This window comes from Paenibacillus sp. 2003 (genome assembly GCF_031455635.1).
GTDB lineage: Bacteria > Bacillota > Bacilli > Paenibacillales > Paenibacillaceae > Paenibacillus > Paenibacillus amylolyticus_B.
Genome location: NZ_JAVDTB010000016.1, coordinates 1 through 19,084, shown reverse-complemented (window position 1 = coordinate 19,084; position 19,084 = coordinate 1). Strand labels below are relative to the sequence as shown.

Genomic DNA, 19,084 nt, shown 5'->3' with positions numbered 1-19,084 from the left:
TTGTTCAAGAAGAAATTAACCGCAGCTGTACTTAGCATCACATTCGCTTTATCGCTTGGTGCAGGTAGCGCATTCGCAGATTCAAAGATGGACACAGTAATTGATTCAGCAATGGGAACTACATACAAAAGTGGGGGAACAACGCTTAACGGCTTTGACTGCTCCGGATTTACACGGTATGTATTCGACAAGTTGGGTATTGATTTGGCACGCCAATCCAGTTCCCAATTCGACATGGGCGATTCCGTATCCCGCATGGAAATGAGAGCTGGCGATCTGGTGTTCTTTAATACAACAGGTAAAGGCGTATCCCATGTAGGAATCTTTGTAGGGGATGGAAAGTTCGCACACTCCTCTTCTTCCAAAGGCGTTACGATCAGTGCATTGAGTGAAAACTATTGGGCCAATCGTTATGTTGGCGCGAAACGGATTATGAGCACGGACGCATATGAATCACTGGCCCTTGACTAGGGACAAGCTGAGCAACATGATGCTGTAACCATTAACCATACTGGAACGAAGCAAGAAGCATAACAGAACCGCCCGGTACATTCTCCGCAGGAATGTATCCGGCGGTTTTTTTGTGCTTCAATCCTTATTTATATTACAAGTTATACTCGGGGTATATCCTGCGACATCAGCAAGTCCATTTTGCGTTCGTTTGTCCGTGCCCTTATGATGTTTTTACCCATCCCGTTATAATATAAACGGAATTACCGGAACTTTTGTTTCATTTTTTTTCTTGGGAAGGAAGACTTGCTAAATGAACATCTCTTTTGTAGAGTGGACAAAGAGTTCTGTTTCAAGGAAAGGAGCATGCAGGTGTATGAAGGAAACCCCTGTGACGTTTCACGTTGTACCCATGCGAGAAGAACATGCGGAGCTTATCTGCAGTTGGCAGTATGACCCGCCTTACAATATCTACAGCTGGCTCCCCTGGGAGCAGATGAAAGCTCTGGAAGTGGAATTCGGAGATGCACAGCTGCGGCAAGAGCAATATGCGATCGTCCTGGATCAGAACGATCGTATATGTGGGTTTGCTCAATACTTCCCACTTCAAGGGGTAACCCGGATTGGCCTTGGCATGCATCCAGAGCTGTGTGGTCAGGGTCAAGGCACAGCTTTTGTCACGGCCATTGTACAGGAAGCCATTCGCCGAAATCCGAAGAATGAGATCGATCTGGAAGTGCTCACTTGGAATGCTCGTGCCATTCAAGTCTATCTGAAGAGTGGATTTGTCACCCAGGATACATACGAGCGACAGACCCCAAGCGGCTTAAAGCCCTTTCACTGTATGGTTTATGAAGGGCCTCGTGATTAAAATCCATTGCAAAACAACCAAATTTGCGCCTTGTTATGTGATTAGTTCAAAAATTTCCCACAAAATGCTATGATGTCAGTACAGGTTCCGTTATAATGATATGGATAGTTTCAGGTTAGATGATCTTTCATTCTGGAGGGGACATAAGGGATGCACAAATGGATCATGAGCGGAGTATTTTTTGCAGCATGCGCTTTAGCTATTGTTTTAATGTTTACGCTTCCAGGGAAAGAAGAAGTGGCTGAAGAAGCCAAGCCAACCATGCCGGAAGTAACATTGGATGCCGGACAGGCTGAAGCACTGGTCAAAGCCAATTGTATCTCCTGTCACGGGGATCAGCTTCAAGGTGGCGTAGGACCTGCTCTGGCAAACATCGGTAGTCAGGATGATCTGGAGAAGATCTACACTACGATTGTCAAAGGTAAAGGCGGTATGCCTTCCTTCAAGGGCAAACTGCAGGATGAAGAGATTGCCAATATCGCCATGTGGCTGTCAGAGAAGAAATAATCTCTGCACACGCATAACAAAGAGGCGCTTAATCCCCTTTTGGGAGAATAAGAGCCTCTTTGTTATATCAATTATTAAGCCTCTGCGGCATGCTCAGCCAGAAAGGCCTCAACTTCACGTGCGGACGGCATCCCGGACTGGGCGCCGAGCTTTGTCACGGATAACGCGGCCGCACCCATGGCGAAGCCTACGGCCGCGTCCAACGTCTCACCGCGCGCGAGGGCTACCGCCAGCGCGCCGTTGAAGCAATCGCCAGCGCCGGTCGTATCGACGGCGCTTACGGCGTAGCCGGGCGCACGGCACGCGCCGGCACGCCCTGCTTGTACGCGGCCGCCAGGTGCCGCCGCGTACACAGCCCCCTCGGGGCCGAGTGTCGTGACGACAGCGGCCCCGAGGGATGCAGCGAGCTCTGCGACCGCCGCATCCAGGTCTTCCGGCCGGAGATGATCCCGGCCGGTAAGCACGGCAAGCTCACTGCGGTTCGGCGTGACAACGTCGACGCACCGCAGGAGCTCCTGGGGCAGACCCGGCACCGCGGGAGCCGGGTTGAGCACCACCAGTGCGCTGCCTTCAGCCGCCAGTTGGGCGGCGCGGGTAACCGCTGGCAGCGGGATCTCCAGCTGCAGCAGCACCGCTGCGGCTGCAGTCAGGCTTTTTACCGTATCCGCCTCTTCCAGCATCGCAGGCACCACCTGCCCATTCGCACCAGGAATAACGATAATCCGGTTGTCTCCCCGAGAGAGCCAGATGGAAGCCGTCCCTGTAACCGTGTCTTCCAATATGCGAACCTGCGAGGCATCTGCCCCACTTTCCGTCAGACTGTGCAGCAGACGTTCGCCAAAACCGTCCGATCCCACCGCACCAATCATCGTAGTCTGTCCACCCAGACGCGCAGCGGCAACAGCCTGGTTCGCCCCTTTGCCACCAGCGAGATAATGCAGCTCCTCACCACTCACCGTCTCTCCCTCTTCCGGAATCGTGTCTGTCTTCACCACGAGATCCATATTGAGACTGCCTACGACAGCAATAAGAGGTTGTTTCTGATTATAGTCTGACATGTATGGTTCACTCACTTCTGGCCGCGCGATAATAACTGACCTCGTTATTCCGACCTCATTTTGTCATAAGCTTCGTTATATTGCCCTGCTTCCTTGATATCTACAGATGTGATACCACCCGCATCCCATGACGTGAGACGCAGCGTAACCGTTGTATAATCAATCGTAATAAAAGGATGATGATTGAATGCTTCCGAGATCGCAGCGACCTCATCCACAAATGCAATCCCTTTCATGTAGTTGGAGAACACGAATTTACGTACAATCCACCGTCCCTCTTCCAGTTCCCAGCCTTCCAGCCTTCCCAGATGAGCTTCGACTTCCTCTTGCGAAAAAACCATGCGTTATCTTCCTCCCCATAGGATGGTACATTACAGACTTGAGTCCGTATAACCACCGACACCTTCGGCGCTATCAACAGCAACCTCAAAGGCCAGGCTCACCGCCATTCGGTTGGCCCATTTCACGACTAACATCTTACCACGGACAAGCTTCAAAATCCAATCAACTACATGGCATAGAACCACTAACCATAAGGCTTTGAGGGCAATTCCAGTTCCATTCATACCCTTGAAAATGCATGTAAACGCACTAAATTAAAGGTACAAACGTCAACTCTTCTTCCCCGATCAAAATATGAATGCGGTGCTGTTCCTTATCATGGATGACCACGCCACTTCCAACCGGAATAACAGACTCCTCGCCCAGCGCATAGAACAAATCCTCCGCCAACGCCTCATCCACTTCAAGTTGGTCAGATGCAGCCAGTCTCTCCCACTCTTCCGCGTCCATTTCAAAGAAAACATACCGATCCGGTATGCGTCCGATTGCCGTTGTCAGATCTGTCAAAATTCCTTCATAATCCCGTCCATGCTTTACGCCCATTGGCTTTTCACTCCTATTCGGCCCCTAAGGAGCGGATTTGATCTTATTATACCTGAAAATAGCCCTTAAAAAAAAAGGCCTTCTGGTCGATAAATACATATATGACCGTTTTAACTGTTTTAGCAACCGTAAGGAATGCCTAACATTGAACGGATTGCGGCCAAAAATTCGTCCGGAAGCCCGAATACAGCCGCTTGAAAGGATTCAATTTTATCTCATGGATGAGGTGTATGATGAACATTTCAACGATTATTGGACTAGTTTTTGGACTGGTCTCCCTTGTACTCGGTATGTTCCTGAAGGGTGCGCCCTTAATCAACCTGGTTAACAATCCGGCAGCCTACGTTATTATCTTTGTTGGTACAGCAGGAACTATCTTTATCGCATTTCCAATGTCTGAAGTTAAGAAAATCCCTAAGCTTTTCGGGATTATTTTCAAAAATCAAGTACTTATTGATCGAGTGTCTCTGATCGGCACGTTTATGGATTGGGCTTCCACTACCCGTCGTGAAGGTTTGCTTGCACTGGAATCAAAAGTAGAAGAGATTGACGATCAGTTCCTTCGTGGCGGTATGCGTATGATTATCGACGGCAACGATCAGGAATTTGTAAGTGATGTACTGATGGAAGATATTCATGCTACAGAAGAGCGCCACCGTGGCGGTGCTTTGATCTTCGCTCAGGCGGGGATGTACGCGCCAACGCTCGGGGTTCTCGGGGCCGTTGTAGGTCTCATCGCAGCACTTGCCGATCTCAGTGACATGGAGAAACTCTCCCATGCGATTGCGGCAGCATTTATCGCAACACTCCTTGGTATATTTAGTGGTTACGTGTTATGGCACCCGATGTCTAACAAGCTGAAGCGGATGTCCAAGCAAGAAATGGAGATCAAGCTGATGATGGTTGAAGGATTGTTATCCATACAGTCTGGTGTATCCACCATTGCCATCAACCAAAAGTTATCCGTATTCCTGACACCTTCCGAACGTAAACAACTGGAAGAGAAGGAGGGATCATCAGGTGAAAAAGGCTAAAAAGCACGAACCACATGAAGAACATATAGACGAGAGCTGGTTGCTTCCCTATTCTGACTTGATGACCTTGTTGCTTGCCCTGTTTATCACGTTGTTCTCCATGAGTTCACTCGATGCAGCCAAGTTCGAGCAGATGGCTTCCGCACTAAGCAGTGCATTGAATGGAGGCTCCGGTGTTCTGGATCATACGTCCATGAATCCGGATACGCCAGGTGCCGATCTGGGTAAGAACAAACAGGAACCTACAGAAATCACCAAGAAAACACCAGCTCAGATAACGGATGCACAGATGGCTCAAAAAGAGCAGGAAGATCTGGAGAAGCTCAAGAAACGGCTTGACCAGTATATCTCGAAGAACGGACTTTCGGACCAGCTGAACACCAAGCTGAATCAGTCTGAATTGAAGATCACCATCAGTGATAACGCCCTGTTCTCCTCAGGCCGAGCAGATGTGAAGCCTGAATCACGATCCCTGGCCAAAGCAATCTCAAGCATGCTGCAGGAGTTCCCTGAATATGAAGTGGTTGTATCCGGTCATACCGATAATATTCCCATTTCGAACAACCAATATAAGGATAACTGGGATCTAAGTGCAGATCGTGCGCTCAACTTCCTGAAAATCCTGTTGCTGAACTCGCAATTGGACCCTTCCAAATTCACACCAAGTGGTTATGGAGAGTATCACCCGATTGCCAGCAATGACACCAATAACGGACGGGCACAGAATCGCCGTGTAGAGGTATCTATCATTCGGAAGTATCAAAGTAACAATACAAATGTAAAAGCCGTTGGCGAAGGAAACTAGAGGCCTGCAGCGATTCATTAACCAAAGACCGTTCTCCAGGTACAAGGAGAACGGTCTTTTGGGTTTATATAAAGCTTATGCTTGGTTTATCTCTACATTTTTTCACACTATTTCGGAAGATTCACCTGTCAACTATTCCAGTGAATAGTCCAACAGACCGCCCAACTCTGCTTTTTCAGCAGCGGTAAGCTCTCTCCAAGAACCTGTCGCCATTTCTCCAAGATGAATGTTCATGATCCGAATACGCTTCAACTTACGAACCTCGTAGCCAAAGGCACTACACATCCGCCGAATCTGACGGTTCTTTCCTTCAGTCAGGATGATACGGAATACTCGATCCGTCATCCGGGTCACTGTACAAGGCAGGGTCATTTCACCCAGGATCTTCACCCCAGTGCTCATACCTCTATGGAAACTCGGGGTTACAGATCGATCAACAGTAACGATATACTCTTTCTCATGGCGTCCTTCTGATCTAAGAATCCGGTTAACGATATCACCATCATTGGTCATCAGGATCAAACCTTCTGAGTCCTTATCCAAGCGCCCAATTGGAAAGATACGTTCATCGTGCCCGACAAAATCAACGATATTCCCCTGAATATGCTGCTCAGTTGTGCTTGTGATCCCGATCGGTTTATTCAACGCAATATATACGTGTTTTCTCTTTTCCTTGATCGGTTTGCCATTAATTCGTACATCGTCGCCTTCTTCTGCCTGACTGCCCAGTTCAGCCTTAACTCCATTAATAGTTACCTGACCACTATCCACCAACTTGTCGGCTTCACGCCGGGAGCAATAACCTGTTTCACTAATAAATTTATTAATACGCAAAAGGTAATCTCACCTCATCTATCTCTCTTCATCTGTAATTGGTTCATCCGTTACCTGATCTGCCTCAATAACTTCCGGTTGTTGCTCGGATGCAGGCAGTTCAATGATAACCGTTGTTCCCTTGTTCATGACGCTTTTAATATCCATCATGCCCTTATGTGATTGAATAATGCGCTGACTGACCATCAGGCCAAGCCCTGTTCCAGACTCTTTATTCGTAAAGAAGGGCTCCCCAAGCTTGGGCATCATCTCTTCCGGGATACCGATCCCTTCATCCCTGATCTCAATTCTGACGCGTTTCGACTGTTCGTCATGCTTGAGCTTGATATGGATGCTTCCTCCATTTGGCATGGCCTCCATACCATTTTTCAGCAAATTGATGAATACCTGCTTCAGCTGGTTCTCTTCACAGTGTACCATAGCCGAATCGGATGAGGCACGCAGTACAAATTCTACACCATGCAGATGCGCCTGACTATCCAGTAACGAGATGACATCGCCAAGAATAAAACGAATATCCCGATTCTGAAAATGAACCGCCTGCGGTTTGGCCAAAATCAGAAATTCACCAACAATAAGGTTGATGCGATCCAGCTCTGATAACATCAGATCCAGATGACGATGATTCAGCTTGTTGCTCTCTTGCTGTAACTGTAGGAATCCGCGCAGCGTGGTCAGTGGATTACGAATCTCATGTGCCACACCTGCTGCAAGCTGGCCCACGGTTGTTAGCTTCTCAGACCGTCTGAGCAGCTCTTCCATCCGATTACGACTTGTAATGTCCCTGGAGACACTAATGAGCGCGGTGATCTCTCCAGCCTCGTCTCGCACCGGAGCCGTACTGACACTGACCTCTACTCGGGTCCCGTCTTTCTTCATCCAGGTGGTTTCGTTGGACGTAATGGACATTCCCTCAACGAGTTGGGCATGCTGACGTTTCATTTCTTCTTCTGCCTCTGGCGGGATGATCTTCAGATTACGACCTTCCACCTCACGACTTCGAAAGCCATATAATTGTTCAAATGCCCGGTTAACCCGCAGCACTTTTCCTTCAAGATCCGTAATGTGAATGGCATCCGCTGTCTGATTGATAATGGACTCCAGATGTTCTTTCACCGCCCGATTCTCTTCATACATCTGTTTCAGACGGCTCGTATAATGGCCCAGATTACGAATCATGGCATTAATACGATTGGCCAGTTGGCCAAGTTCATCCTTCCTCCGGACTTTCAGACGGAAATCAAAGTGCCCATCCGCTACTTCATTCACTTTGCCCAATATGGATTGGATCGGACGTGTGATATACCCTGCGAGCAGATAGCTGCCAAAGATGACGATCTCCAGCAAAACCAACGATATGGAGGCATGGCTCACCAACTGCTCAGATACCATGGAGGATATTTGCTTATAATCCATGACAATACTGATCACATAGGAAGACTGATTGGGTGTGAAAATCGGAATAAAACTCTTCAGTACCTTCTGTTCGTGCGTTTCACTGACAAAAGATACATTTTGCCCTGTTCGAATGGCGCGCACCACAGCACGATGATCCTCATCCGTAGAACCATACTGGTATGTACCAAAACGAATCGGTCTGTTATTCAACTTGCTAAAGTTCGAATCTCTTCCGTCATCACCCATGTTCGGGCTGCCAAAAGTCAACGGATTGATGCCTGTAATCTCCAGAATGGAGGGATTGACCTCACGAATTTTATTCAAAATCTCATCCGGACTAGAGATTTTCACATAGTCATCAACTTCCGTATTATTATAGAAGGGATTGATTATGTAGTTTCTCTTTCCATCATGGTAGTAACCCCAGATATCAATATCCGAAGGACTGGATGTAGAATATTCGAATCCATCTGACCAGAAATGCTCCAACTTCTGCCCTTGGGGAATCGTCACCTGTTGTTTTTCAAACAACTGCTTAAAGGCCTGATACCAATAAGTCATGGATTTGGTGGACAGTCCGATTTCTCTCGGATCTGAGGAGCGGCTAACTACAATATCATCATCCGTCTGCTCCATTAACGAAATATGCGAAACGCCGACCTTTTGGCTCAAGCGTACAAGTTCTTCATTTGTGATATTATTAATATCCGGGTCCAATTCTTCCGCTGCCATGACAGCAGCAAGCCACAGATTGTTTCCAATCTGCCGTTTTACATAATCCGAACTGTATTGATTCTGTTCGACAGCAACTGCAATCTGCTTTGCAGTGAGCACCATCTTGGTTTCACTGTCCTGCCTCAGATTCTCTTCTGTAGTATAATAACTCAGTGCGATATTCAACACTAAAATAACGAGCACTGAGCACGACATAATCATGGATAATTTCGTTTTAATAGACAAGTTTTTTTGTTCACCTCTCGGCTTGTACCCTCTGGCGATATATGGCAAAACCTATCTCCATCATAACGCTTGTATGTCTTTTTGAAAAGGATAATTGACCTGTGTCCAAAAGTTACCGAATGACTGAAAAGCTCGAAATTCGTTGTTTTTTGCATTTTCGAACTCTACAATGAAATTAATCACTATATTTATCCACATACCCACAGGCTTGTGGATAGTTTGTTTATAACTATGTGAGCAACTATACGGTTATCCACATTTCTATACACAACATGTTAACAACCCGAATGCTTGTTCGCTGAATAAACGATTTTGGAAGGAGTTATATAGTAATGACTGACCATTTTCTTCAGACCGATCTTGCGCATTTATCTGAGGAAGCTCAGCATGAGCACTGGATGCGGGAGGCCATTGCCGAGGCCTACAAAGCTGAGGCTCTTGGGGAAGTACCGATTGGAGCTGTAATCGTACAAAATAACCAAATTATTGGTCGGGGATACAATCTGCGTGAAACTACACTGGATTCCACCGCCCATGCAGAGATGGTGGCTATTCGTCAGGCCAGCGAGACCATCGGAGCTTGGCGTTTGTTGGATTGTTCTCTGTACGTCACATTGGAACCTTGTCCAATGTGTGCAGGTGCAATTGTACAATCCAGGGTCCCCCGCGTAATCTATGGTACGGCTGATCCCAAGGCAGGCTGTGCAGGTACACTCATGAACCTGCTACAGGAGCCTCGTTTTAACCATCGCACCGAGGTGATCCCGGATATCCTTCAGCCCGAATGCTCCACGATGCTAACTCAATTTTTCAGAAGTCTGCGCCAAAAGTTAAAGTAGCACCGACTACGAACATCCCAATTAGAAAGGAAGTGTGCTGTAATGGCACTAACACTCTATGACACAGCCAATGGCATAAGCCTTCGGTTGCTCACACCCCAAGATACACAGTCATATCTTGACCTGATTCAGATCACACGCGTCCCATACCAGTCTGTAGAACCCGTGCGAGACGATGAATTCTATACACTGGGTGCTCAGACTCGGCGGATTGAGGATCGGGTCAAGGCAGCAGAAGAAGGTACAGGATATCAATTTGGAATCTATACCATTAAAGACAGCCTGTTGATTGGACAAGTAAGTATCAATAATGTCGTATTGGGCGTTGCCAATTATGCTGATATGGGTTACTTTATCCATCCAGATTATCAGGGCGGCGGACGAATGACAGCAGCGGTTAAACTGGCTGTAGCTTATGGCTTCCGTGCACTGAAGTTAAATCGGGTTCAGGCTGCGGTACTACCCACCAACAAAGGTTCGCAGCGCGTATTAGAGAAGAATGGATTCCAGTTTGAAGGTACTGCTCGCAAATATCTCAAGATCAACGGCAAATATCAGGATCATCAGATCTATGCTGTACTTGCTGAAGACCTGGGCGAACTTGCGAATTAATTAATTTAGAAGTTCCCACACAAAGCTGTCTGTATTTCCAATTCAACAATATACAAATTTAATATTCAAGACCGCACTACCCTAGTTATGTAGGAAAGTGCGGTTTTATTTGTATAGATCACCAGCCACGATTCAAATTCAAAGATCAATTATTTTGCGGATACCGCCTCATACGCTGTGTAACAAAAAAACCGCCTGTATCCAAGCGGAAGGAGATTATCCTTCACTTGAATCACAGACGGTTTGAACTCAGCCAGATTAGTATCCGTATGAAGCGTTCATCAATTCTTCGAACTCTTGCATAGTAATTACGTCATCGCCAGTAGGGATGTTGATTTTGAATGCTGCTTTTTCATTAATCTTGGTGTACGTATTGGAACCGGTAAACGCCAATTTCACTTCGTCTTTTGTATCTTCTGGCTTGATCAGCACATCAGCGACCATCTTTTGATATACAGGGAAGTCGTTTTTGTCCAATGCGAAATCGATGTTGAATTGGTTAATTGTCAGAACATCTTTCAATTTATCCAAGTCTTTAGCCATTTCAGCCTGATCTGCTTCAGTGATCTTCAGATCTTCCTTAGCTTTGTCGATATCAGCCTGATCCATTTGCAGCATTTCACGATATTCCTCTTTGGACAGAATATCTAATACTTTAGGCATAGCTTTTGTTACCAGTACAGTAACTGCTTCTTTAACATTGTCATTATTCACCGAGAATTGTACAACCTGCTTCGCATCTACACCTTCAGGAAGTTGTGCATCTTTGGTGTCTAGGTTTTTGAAGAATTTAGCTTGATCGTACTCGCTCAGCACTGCGTCCATGACTTCGTTGCTCAGCTTTTGCGTTTTGGCTGCATCCATAGCATCCGGGTTCCATTCCGTACCCTCTTGCTCAGCCAGTTCTTTCAGGTCAAGTTCCAGGAATTTGCCTACAACGTTCTCCGGAATCGGGAAGAATGGAATGTTCGGCACTTTCACATAGAGTTTCTCTGCCGTCATCACCATTGGAATGTTAAAGGTCATACCCATGTCGCCTTTAAGCTCGATGCCAAGAGTCATCTCTGTCTGCATTGGCTCACTTTGGTATACACCTGTTACATTCAACTGAGCATCCTTCAGCATGCTCATAAACTGAGTCATAGTAGGATCAGTTTGTGAAGTATCCCCAGGTTTATAGCTCAATTCATTAATTGTAAAGTTGGAACTCATCTCATACGAAGTTAATTTGGAAGCATTGGCTGCAGCCGTCTTCAATGCCTCTTTTGGTTCCTGCTTGCTGCTACATGCTGTCAATGCCATAGATACGGTCAACAGCAACGTAAGAAGAAGCGCCCCCATACGTTTAGTCATTTGTTTCTCTCCTCTCGTGATAACCCCAAAAAAAGTAATTCAATATCAATGATATACCATATCGCCAGATACCGAAACCTAATTTGGGAAAAATGTGATCTTTCCTCTTTAAAATGGCTACAAAGACCTATGTCAGCTTTGGGAATAACCATGCGCCTGTCTTTATATATGTATGAATACGCAAAAGCCCCCTGTTAGGTAACAAGGGACTTTTGCGTGAATCTGTTTCTTCTATTAACCTTGGGGATTCAAATGATCCACATGATTTTGATTTTTTACCTTTTTGGAACCGGATAATGGTTCCTGCATGGAAGAGCGTTTGGATGAATGACGATGCTGTTCGGATGCTTGCGCTTCCGGTACGGGAATTGTTTTTGGTTTGCTCATATTATTGCCCCCTCATCATTGTTAGGAATGGGATGGGTCCCTGTCTTCCGTTTTGTCATGATTCAGTGCATCCTGATGACGGCGATCATTAATATCTTGCTGAATTTGCTGGGCATGATGACTGTTTACGGCAGGTTGCTCCAGATCATCGACTACATTTTGCAGGTTTTTGTCTACTCCCGCTTTGGCTTTAGTCAATTGAGTTCACTCCTTCAGAATCAGGCTATTGTCTCGTTTGGGATTGTAACGACTGGGCGCATTCATGAATGTGCCGTGTATAATCGTGAGCCAGTTCCTGAATCGGTTCTGTACGCTCATCCGTCGTTCGTCCATCCCGTTCCACATCAATCAGCTGTACGCTGACTTCACGGGAATCGACATATGCACATTTGAAATCAAAAGAGTACATCTCGTGCCCTGCTGTAGCAATGTGTATCCGAATCGCCTGCTGATCGGCTTCATCGGCCATTACCTGAGCCTGGTCTCCAACATTCAGGACTTGAGGCAAACGTTCTTGCCAAGCCCCTACAAGCTCTGTCTGATCGATGTTTAACTCGCGGTTCATCTTACCACCTCCACTCCTATAAAGTGCGGCGATGAAGATGTTTTTATACATATTAACCTTATTCAAAATATAACGTTGTACTGTGCAACGTATACATCGGTCACCAACCTGTATGCTCACTACGTTTAACAAACTCACAACGCAAAAAAGGACCCGAGCGAGATCGCTCGAGTCCTTGTTATAAGTGTAGTATGGCGGAGAGGGTGGGATTCGAACCCACGTGGAGTTGCCCCCTAACGGTTTTCAAGACCGCCCCGTTATGACCGCTTCGGTACCTCTCCAGGGAATTAACTTTTATAAACTTGCCACGAAAAGTATCATACCACATCTCGACATTATAATGCAACCTTTTTATATTAAAAATGATGATCCCGTATCAGACAACTGCTTTCAGTTATACAAAACACTCCAATCCGCCATTCCAAAATGACGGATTAAGTGTGTACTCCTCTTGATGAGGATGGTTAACTAACTCTTAAGAGCGACGTGCAATCACACTGGTGCCGCCCATATAAGGACGCAATGCTTCAGGAATAACAACCGTACCATCTTCCTGTTGATAGTTCTCCAGGATTGCGGCTACCGTCCGTCCAACGGCCAATCCTGACCCGTTCAATGTATGAACAAATTCAGGTTTCGCTTTTGGCTCTCTGCGGAAACGGATATTGGCACGACGTGCTTGGAAGTCCTCACAGTTGGAGCACGAAGAAATCTCACGATAGGTATTGCTCTCAGGCAACCATACTTCAATATCATACGTTTTAGCTGAAGTGAAGCCCATATCTGCGGTACACAATGTCAGAACACGATACGGCAAGCCCAACAATTGAAGCACACGCTCCGCATTTTGAGTCATTTGCTCCAGCTCTTCATACGAAGTCTCTGGAGTAGAGAGCTTGAGCAGCTCTACTTTGTTGAATTGATGCTGACGAATCAAGCCGCGTGTATCCCGTCCAGCCGAACCGGCTTCAGAACGGAAACAAGAGCTGTATGCCACAAAGTGTTTAGGCAATTGATCTACATTCAGAATCTCTTCGCGATGATAGTTCGTTACTGGAACTTCAGCAGTAGGAATCAGATAATATTCGGTATCTTTCAACTTGAACAGGTCTTCTTCGAACTTAGGCAGTTGACCTGTTCCAAACAAGCTGTCCCGATTAACGATGTATGGAGGCAGAATCTCTTCATATCCATGTTGATCGCTGTGCAGATCCATCATGAAGTTGATCAATGCACGTTCCAGACGCGCACCCAGACCTTTATAAAAGGTAAAACGGGAACCTGTTACTTTGGCAGCCGCTTCAAAATCAAGAATATCGAGATCCTGCGCAATTTCCCAGTGTGCTTTTGGTGCAAAAGTAAATGACTTCGGCTCTTCCCAACGACGAATCTCAACATTGTCGTCTTCAGAAGCTCCAATAGGTACACTTTCGTTAGGAATGTTCGGAATCGCCATTGTGAGATCATTGATCTTCACTTCCAGTTCCCGAACTTCTTCGTCCATTGCTTTGATTCGATCAGACACTTCGCGCATCTCCACAATCAGATCATCAGCATTCTCACGATTCTTCTTCAGTCTAGCAACTTCCGCGGAGACCGTATTCCGACGACTCTTCAGCGTTTCACTCTCTTGAAGCAATTCCCGACGCTTGGCATCCATTTCGGTAAATCCAGCGATAAGATCCAGCGATTTGCCACGTTTAGTCAATGCTTCTTCTACACGCGCATACTCATTCCGCAATATTTTCACATCAAGCACGATATACCCCTCCTAAATAACCTCACAACGTGAAGCCTTATGTTAAATCCATTCTCAAAACTCTACTGTATATACCTTACTATATACTTATCGGAACCTGTAACCCAAAAAACAACCTATATCCCCGGTGTCACCCTCCGCTGCGATTCCCGCTTTGAAGCAGATACAGGCAACATCAGGCATCCGTTCAGATGCAACTGCCATCCAGCGGCCTTACAAGGCTTCTGGGGAAGTGATCCGATGACCGGGAGATCATAGGTTGTACATCATGCATTATTTAGAGTCTACCGTGTGTTTGTAGGATCTCGCCATGTCTACAAAATAAGTATGCAGACGATAGTCATCCGTCAACTCCGGATGGTAGGAGCAAGCCAGCAAATGCCCCTGACGAGCGGTAACAATCTCATCCTTGTATGTGGAGAGAACTTCGACTTGGTCTCCGACACTCTCGATCAAGGGCGCCCGTATAAACACAGCCCTTACCGTTTCCTCAATGCCTTTGACTGGCAAATCCGTCTCAAAACTTTCTCTCTGCCGTCCAAATGCATTTCGGGATACAGTCATATCCATTAGCTCCAAATGAGCTTCTTCCTGTCCTGCAATGTGTTTAGCCATAACGATCAAGCCAGCACAGGTACCAAATACCGGTTTGCCCTCAGCAGCAAACGCGCGAATGGCATCCATAAACCCATACTTGCGCATCAGTTTACCGATCGTCGTGCTTTCCCCGCCAGGGAGGATAAGACCATCCAAGTCCTCCAATTGCTGAACCTGTTTGATAGCTATACCTTCTGCTCCAGCACGTTCAATACTTCGAATATGCTCTGTGACAGCTCCTTGAAGTGCTAAAACGCCGATCTTCATACGCTCATTCCCCTTCTCTTACCAGCCACGATCTTGCATATTGGTAAACGAACATTGTACTTTTTTACTTCATCATACATGAATTCTAACTTGATATTTTACCGGAAAAATTGTAAATATACAATCCACCGGGTCGGAATAACTTGTATTTTGTCAATGATATGACCATGTAAACATTAAAATCAAGATCATACTCTTTCCATGAAGTTTGCTAAGGGTTAGAACAGGTTTTTGATCCCGTCAAAGAGATCCACGAAGAAATCCTTCACGGCACGGAAGAACAAACGGAACCATCCGCCTTTTTCCGCCTCTTCCGCAGTGATCAAGTTCACTGTTTTTTCCTGTGGCTCAATTCCATCTGCTTTATACGTGTACGTTACTGTACCAACCTTTGTACCTGCCTTGATTGGTGCTACCAACTTGTCAGCCTCAGTTACGTTGGCTTTGAACGTCACATCCAGGTTCTGAGTACCTTTGGGAACAACGAAACTTACCGCATTATCTGTTACAACAGGAACGGTTGTTTCTTTCCCTTTTTTCAAAGGTACCGCTTCCCAGCCCGTCACTTTGGTTTTGCCTGCGACTGCCTGTTTCACTTCAAAGTTGTTAAATCCATAGTCCAATACCTTTTTAGTTTCTCTGAAACGTGCAGATTCCGAATCTGTGCCCATAACAACACTAATTAGACGCATACCGTTACGTTCTGCTGTACCTGTAAAGTTATTACCTGCGTTCGTGGTATGGCCTGTTTTCATTCCATCCAGACCTTCATAGGCATAGCTTTTGAAATTGGTTATATTTTTATTCGCTTCCAGCATCCAGTTGTAGTTGATAATTGGAGCTTTATCATTTGGACGGAACTTATAGGATTGAATAGTTGTAAAATCTTTGTAGTCCGGGTGATCCATGATGATATATCTGCACAGAATCGCTGCATCCAGTGCGGACATTACTGTTTCTTTATCTTCCGCTGGACGGAAGTCGGCAGGCATATCTGCTCGATCAAGACCGGAAGAGTTAATGAAGAACGTATCCTTCATGCCCATACGCTTCGCTTCATCATTCATCATTTTCACGAAAGCTTCTTCCGAACCGGCAACATGTTCAGCCAAAGCAACCGTAGCATCATTGGCAGAGCCAACAGCCATAGCAATATAGAGATCCTTAACTGTGTGCTGGTCACCTTCCGCGAGGAAAATTCGCGACCCGATACTTTGTGCAGCATTCTTTTTGACAGTTACAATATCGTCCCAGCCGAATTTACCTTGTTTGACCTGTTCTGCGACAATGTACTCTGTCATCATCTTGGTCATACTTGCAGGTGGCATCGCTTTATCCGCATCGACATTTAGTAGAATCTGTCCCGTTGAGGCTTCCATAAGCACTGCTGATCTAACCTCAAGCCCAAGTGAGTCTACCCCAGGCACCTGTACGGCTTTCTCTGTCTTCGTTGTTGTTGCCGCAGCAGTCAGAACCTGACCGGAGTTATCCGCAGCAGCCATGACCGGCATTACTGCAGACATGCAAAGCATGTTAATTAGCATTACCGAGGCTACGCTCTTTTTGAGCATTTGGCGTTTCTTTTTATTCATGTGTTTGGCTTCCAATTGATGAATACTCCCTTCGATCCAAAGCATTATTAATTGCTTCAGTGCAGCTTATGCTGCGATTTTCTGTTCCCTAACCTGCGTGTTTGATGTATGAGATGTGTACTATATGCGCTGTATCGAACGAGCAATATTATTGCTCCTAAAGTTCGTTATCGATTGTCACTTAGTCCGCATTGTGCAAATGCTTATGTAAAAGGACGTCCGCGCTTCTGTTTAACTGGCAGCCTTTTCTGGCACTGCACTTGCTTTTCAAAACCATATTCATAGATTCACGTCAAATAGCCGCCGCAACGCCTTAATCCACCCATGGATCGTCACCGCTTGTTCTATTCTATCACAGGGGTATCTGCAAAAAAAGACAGACCCGGTGAAAATCACCGAGCCTGTCCTGGAAATGATTAACTCTCTTCAGATTACAACGAGTAGTTAGGTGCTTCTTTGGTAATCTGTACATCATGGGGATGACTTTCGCGCAGTCCCGCACCTGTAATTCGGATAAAGCCTGTATCGTTACGAAGTTGCTCCAAGTTACTTGTACCACAGTATCCCATACCCGAACGCAGACCACCAATCAGTTGGTGGATCGTATCAGACAATGGTCCTTTGTAAGCGACACGACCTTCGATTCCTTCCGGAACCAGTTTCTTGTCATCATCTTGGAAGTAACGATCTTTACTACCTTGTTTCATTGCAGCCATTGAACCCATACCGCGGTATACTTTGTAGCTACGTCCTTGGAAGATTTCTGTTTCTCCCGGGCTTTCCGCTGTGCCTGCAAACAAACTTCCCAGCATCACCGCGTGTGCACCTGCAGCCAATGCCTTCGTAATTTCACCAGAATATTTAATTCCGCCATCCGCGATAATCGGAACTCCATATTCGCGTGCAACTGTTGCACAATCGTACACTGCAGTTACTTGAGGTACACCAATACCAGCGATAACACGTGTTGTACAAATCGAACCTGGACCAATACCCACTTTGACTACCGAAGCTCCTGCTTCAATCAGGTCACGAGTGGCTGCGCCAGTAGCGACGTTACCTGCAACGATGGTCAGGCTAGGGAAACGTTCACGAAGCTGACGTACAGCTTCAATGATATTGATATGGTGTCCGTGAGCCGAGTCTACCGTAATCAGGTCAACACCAGCTTGTACCAAAGCATCTGCACGTTCGAATGTATCTTTGGAAATACCAATCGCTGCACCAACCAACAAACGGCCTTGAGCGTCTTTGGCTGCATGAGGGAATTGAATGGCTTTCTCAATATCTTTAATCGTGATAAGACCTTTCAATGTGTTCGTCTCATCAACTAATGGAAGTTTCTCAATCTTGTGCTTCTGAAGGATACCTTCAGCTTCTTGCAGTGTAGTGCCTACAGGAGCGGTAACCAGATTCTCACGAGTCATGACTTCGCTAATTTTGATTCCGTAATCATGGATAAAACGCAAATCGCGGTTGGTCAAAATACCAACCAGCTTCTGATCTCCTTCAATAATAGGTACACCGGAGATCCGGTATTTCGCCATTACTGCTTCCGCATCAGATACCAGATGATCTGCCGTCAGTGAGAATGGATTCGTAATAACACCACTCTCCGAGCGTTTAACACGATCTACTTCTTCTGCCTGTTGTTCAACCGACATATTTTTATGGATAATACCGATACCGCCTTCACGTGCAATGGCAATAGCCAATGTCGCTTCAGTTACCGTATCCATACCCGCACTGATCAAAGGAATATTTAGTTTTACACTATCGCTCAAACGAATAGATACATCTACTTCTTTAGGCAGTGTCTCGGATTTCCGTGGCACTAGCAATACATCATCAAAGGTGAGGCCTTCCTTACCAAATTTATCTTCCCACACGCAAGTGTTCCTCCTTATGTTTGCTCAGCTTTACGGTCCAAAACCCGAAGATTCCAGGCTGTATTTTACGCCGAAAATACGTTTTCTGAAAAATTTATTATTGCCATCTTAGCAAAGCGATATTTAGACTGTCAAGGAAAAGTACTTGGTTATATCAGGTGTATTGCCTGATGAACACAACTGTTTTTCCAGAGCGGACAAGTCTAGTTATTACACAAAAAAACGTCAATTCGTATCGAATCACGTTACATTAATACATCCTATTGTGCTGATAAATCACCAAATTCAATCTGTATTTTAATCCCAAACTGCTTAATATAACTATATAATAAAAACCACCACCGAATAACATCGGCAGTGGTTCTTTGCTTGGCGGCGTCCTACTCTCCCAGGACCCTGCGGTCCAAGTACCATCGGCGCTA

20 protein-coding genes and 1 tRNA gene are annotated in these 19,084 nt (G+C 45.9%); 7 read left to right on the top strand and 14 right to left on the bottom strand.

All coding sequences use genetic code 11. The annotated features are described in order from the left end of the window. The 3 genes from J2X75_RS29770 (at position 1) to J2X75_RS29760 (ending at position 1,828) form a co-directional block, all read left to right on the top strand. A complete protein-coding gene (locus J2X75_RS29770; RefSeq protein WP_036607285.1) occupies positions 1–471 on the top strand; it encodes a C40 family peptidase in 471 nt (156 codons plus the stop codon). 355 nt (positions 472–826) lie between these two features. Then, positions 827–1,321 (top strand): GNAT family N-acetyltransferase, encoded by a 495-nt coding sequence (locus tag J2X75_RS29765; protein ID WP_124118857.1) that lies wholly within the window; start codon positions 827–829, stop codon positions 1,319–1,321. A gap of 150 nt (positions 1,322–1,471) precedes the next feature. Beyond that, on the top strand, positions 1,472–1,828 hold the full coding sequence (locus J2X75_RS29760) for a c-type cytochrome (protein WP_124118856.1): 357 nt from the start codon (positions 1,472–1,474) through the stop codon (positions 1,826–1,828). Between the two features lie 74 nt (positions 1,829–1,902). Here the strand turns inward: J2X75_RS29760 and rbsK are convergent, their stop codons facing one another. The 3 genes from rbsK to J2X75_RS29745 form a co-directional block, all read right to left on the bottom strand. Further along, positions 1,903–2,886 carry a ribokinase gene (rbsK, locus tag J2X75_RS29755; RefSeq protein ID WP_310343171.1) on the bottom strand — a complete coding sequence of 328 codons (984 nt, stop codon included), beginning with the start codon at positions 2,884–2,886 and terminating at the stop codon, positions 1,903–1,905. Positions 2,887–2,930: 44 nt separating this feature from the next. Beyond that, the gene (locus tag J2X75_RS29750; RefSeq protein ID WP_062838136.1) at positions 2,931–3,227 is read right to left on the bottom strand and encodes a 4a-hydroxytetrahydrobiopterin dehydratase; all 297 of its coding nucleotides are present in this window, start codon (positions 3,225–3,227) and stop codon (positions 2,931–2,933) included. A gap of 250 nt (positions 3,228–3,477) precedes the next feature. Beyond that, the gene (locus J2X75_RS29745) at positions 3,478–3,771 is read right to left on the bottom strand and encodes a hypothetical protein (protein WP_074092938.1); all 294 of its coding nucleotides are present in this window, start codon (positions 3,769–3,771) and stop codon (positions 3,478–3,480) included. A 233-nt stretch (positions 3,772–4,004) separates the two neighbouring features. Between J2X75_RS29745 and motA the strand changes: the two genes are divergently transcribed. Both motA and motB read left to right on the top strand, forming a co-directional pair. Continuing rightward, positions 4,005–4,805, top strand: a complete 801-nt coding sequence (gene motA / locus J2X75_RS29740; protein ID WP_017691317.1) for a flagellar motor stator protein MotA — start codon at positions 4,005–4,007, stop codon at positions 4,803–4,805. Then, complete coding sequence (motB, locus tag J2X75_RS29735) at positions 4,792–5,610, top strand: flagellar motor protein MotB (RefSeq protein WP_310343168.1); 819 nt, start codon at positions 4,792–4,794, stop codon at positions 5,608–5,610. Before motA ends, motB begins: the two co-directional genes overlap by 14 nt. Positions 5,611–5,742: 132 nt before the next feature. Here motB and J2X75_RS29730 read toward each other — a convergent pair whose 3' ends face one another. Together J2X75_RS29730 and J2X75_RS29725 are read right to left on the bottom strand one after the other, a co-directional pair. Then, positions 5,743–6,444 (bottom strand): pseudouridine synthase, encoded by a 702-nt coding sequence (locus J2X75_RS29730; protein ID WP_310343165.1) that lies wholly within the window; start codon positions 6,442–6,444, stop codon positions 5,743–5,745. An 18-nt stretch (positions 6,445–6,462) separates the two neighbouring features. Next, entirely contained in the window at positions 6,463–8,802 is a 2,340-nt protein-coding gene (locus J2X75_RS29725; protein ID WP_307540826.1) for an ATP-binding protein, read from the bottom strand. A gap of 332 nt (positions 8,803–9,134) precedes the next feature. Between J2X75_RS29725 and tadA the strand changes: the two genes are divergently transcribed. Together tadA and J2X75_RS29715 are read left to right on the top strand one after the other, a co-directional pair. Next, complete coding sequence (gene tadA / locus J2X75_RS29720) at positions 9,135–9,641, top strand: tRNA adenosine(34) deaminase TadA (RefSeq protein WP_017691321.1); 507 nt, start codon at positions 9,135–9,137, stop codon at positions 9,639–9,641. Positions 9,642–9,683: 42 nt separating this feature from the next. Then, positions 9,684–10,253 carry a GNAT family N-acetyltransferase gene (locus tag J2X75_RS29715; RefSeq protein WP_307540830.1) on the top strand — a complete coding sequence of 190 codons (570 nt, stop codon included), beginning with the start codon at positions 9,684–9,686 and terminating at the stop codon, positions 10,251–10,253. Between the two features lie 258 nt (positions 10,254–10,511). On the opposite strand, the gene J2X75_RS29710 is transcribed toward J2X75_RS29715, so the two are convergent. The 9 genes from J2X75_RS29710 to guaB form a co-directional block, all read right to left on the bottom strand. Further along, positions 10,512–11,606, bottom strand: coding sequence for a hypothetical protein (locus J2X75_RS29710; RefSeq protein WP_150364088.1), 1,095 nt, complete (start codon positions 11,604–11,606; stop codon positions 10,512–10,514). A gap of 234 nt (positions 11,607–11,840) precedes the next feature. Beyond that, positions 11,841–11,993, bottom strand: coding sequence for a small acid-soluble spore protein P (locus J2X75_RS29705; RefSeq protein WP_036607296.1), 153 nt, complete (start codon positions 11,991–11,993; stop codon positions 11,841–11,843). Positions 11,994–12,014: 21 nt separating this feature from the next. Then, positions 12,015–12,191, bottom strand: a complete 177-nt coding sequence (locus J2X75_RS29700) for a hypothetical protein (RefSeq protein WP_017691325.1) — start codon at positions 12,189–12,191, stop codon at positions 12,015–12,017. Between the two features lie 25 nt (positions 12,192–12,216). Next, positions 12,217–12,558, bottom strand: coding sequence for a hypothetical protein (locus J2X75_RS29695; protein WP_124118848.1), 342 nt, complete (start codon positions 12,556–12,558; stop codon positions 12,217–12,219). Positions 12,559–12,750: 192 nt separating this feature from the next. Continuing rightward, a tRNA-Ser gene (locus tag J2X75_RS29690) sits at positions 12,751–12,839 on the bottom strand. 194 nt (positions 12,840–13,033) lie between these two features. Then, positions 13,034–14,317 (bottom strand): serine--tRNA ligase, encoded by a 1,284-nt coding sequence (gene serS / locus J2X75_RS29685; RefSeq protein WP_076216992.1) that lies wholly within the window; start codon positions 14,315–14,317, stop codon positions 13,034–13,036. A gap of 273 nt (positions 14,318–14,590) precedes the next feature. Beyond that, on the bottom strand, positions 14,591–15,181 hold the full coding sequence (gene pdxT, locus J2X75_RS29680; protein ID WP_036671585.1) for a pyridoxal 5'-phosphate synthase glutaminase subunit PdxT: 591 nt from the start codon (positions 15,179–15,181) through the stop codon (positions 14,591–14,593). Positions 15,182–15,399: 218 nt separating this feature from the next. After that, the gene (locus J2X75_RS29675) at positions 15,400–16,773 is read right to left on the bottom strand and encodes a D-alanyl-D-alanine carboxypeptidase family protein (protein WP_310343145.1); all 1,374 of its coding nucleotides are present in this window, start codon (positions 16,771–16,773) and stop codon (positions 15,400–15,402) included. Between the two features lie 431 nt (positions 16,774–17,204). Beyond that, complete coding sequence (gene guaB / locus J2X75_RS29670) at positions 17,205–18,662, bottom strand: IMP dehydrogenase (RefSeq protein ID WP_062838151.1); 1,458 nt, start codon at positions 18,660–18,662, stop codon at positions 17,205–17,207. Positions 18,663–19,084: the final 422 nt, after the last annotated feature.

Bases quoted from the DNA above. Each gene is read 5' to 3' on its own strand.
- rbsK (WP_310343171.1), bottom strand. From the start codon at position 2,886: ATGTCAGACTATAATCAGAAACAACCTCTTATTGCTGTCGTAGGCAGT.
- J2X75_RS29765 (WP_124118857.1), top strand. From the start codon at position 827: ATGAAGGAAACCCCTGTGACGTTTCACGTTGTACCCATGCGAGAAGAA.
- motA (WP_017691317.1), top strand. From the start codon at position 4,005: ATGAACATTTCAACGATTATTGGACTAGTTTTTGGACTGGTCTCCCTT.
- J2X75_RS29745 (WP_074092938.1), bottom strand. From the start codon at position 3,771: ATGGGCGTAAAGCATGGACGGGATTATGAAGGAATTTTGACAGATCTG.
- pdxT (WP_036671585.1), bottom strand. From the start codon at position 15,181: ATGAAGATCGGCGTTTTAGCACTTCAAGGAGCTGTCACAGAGCATATT.
- tadA (WP_017691321.1), top strand. From the start codon at position 9,135: ATGACTGACCATTTTCTTCAGACCGATCTTGCGCATTTATCTGAGGAA.
- J2X75_RS29695 (WP_124118848.1), bottom strand. From the start codon at position 12,558: ATGAACCGCGAGTTAAACATCGATCAGACAGAGCTTGTAGGGGCTTGG.
- J2X75_RS29705 (WP_036607296.1), bottom strand. From the start codon at position 11,993: ATGAGCAAACCAAAAACAATTCCCGTACCGGAAGCGCAAGCATCCGAA.
- J2X75_RS29710 (WP_150364088.1), bottom strand. From the start codon at position 11,606: ATGACTAAACGTATGGGGGCGCTTCTTCTTACGTTGCTGTTGACCGTA.
- J2X75_RS29750 (WP_062838136.1), bottom strand. From the start codon at position 3,227: ATGGTTTTTTCGCAAGAGGAAGTCGAAGCTCATCTGGGAAGGCTGGAA.
- J2X75_RS29760 (WP_124118856.1), top strand. From the start codon at position 1,472: ATGCACAAATGGATCATGAGCGGAGTATTTTTTGCAGCATGCGCTTTA.
- J2X75_RS29675 (WP_310343145.1), bottom strand. From the start codon at position 16,773: ATGAATAAAAAGAAACGCCAAATGCTCAAAAAGAGCGTAGCCTCGGTA.
- J2X75_RS29715 (WP_307540830.1), top strand. From the start codon at position 9,684: ATGGCACTAACACTCTATGACACAGCCAATGGCATAAGCCTTCGGTTG.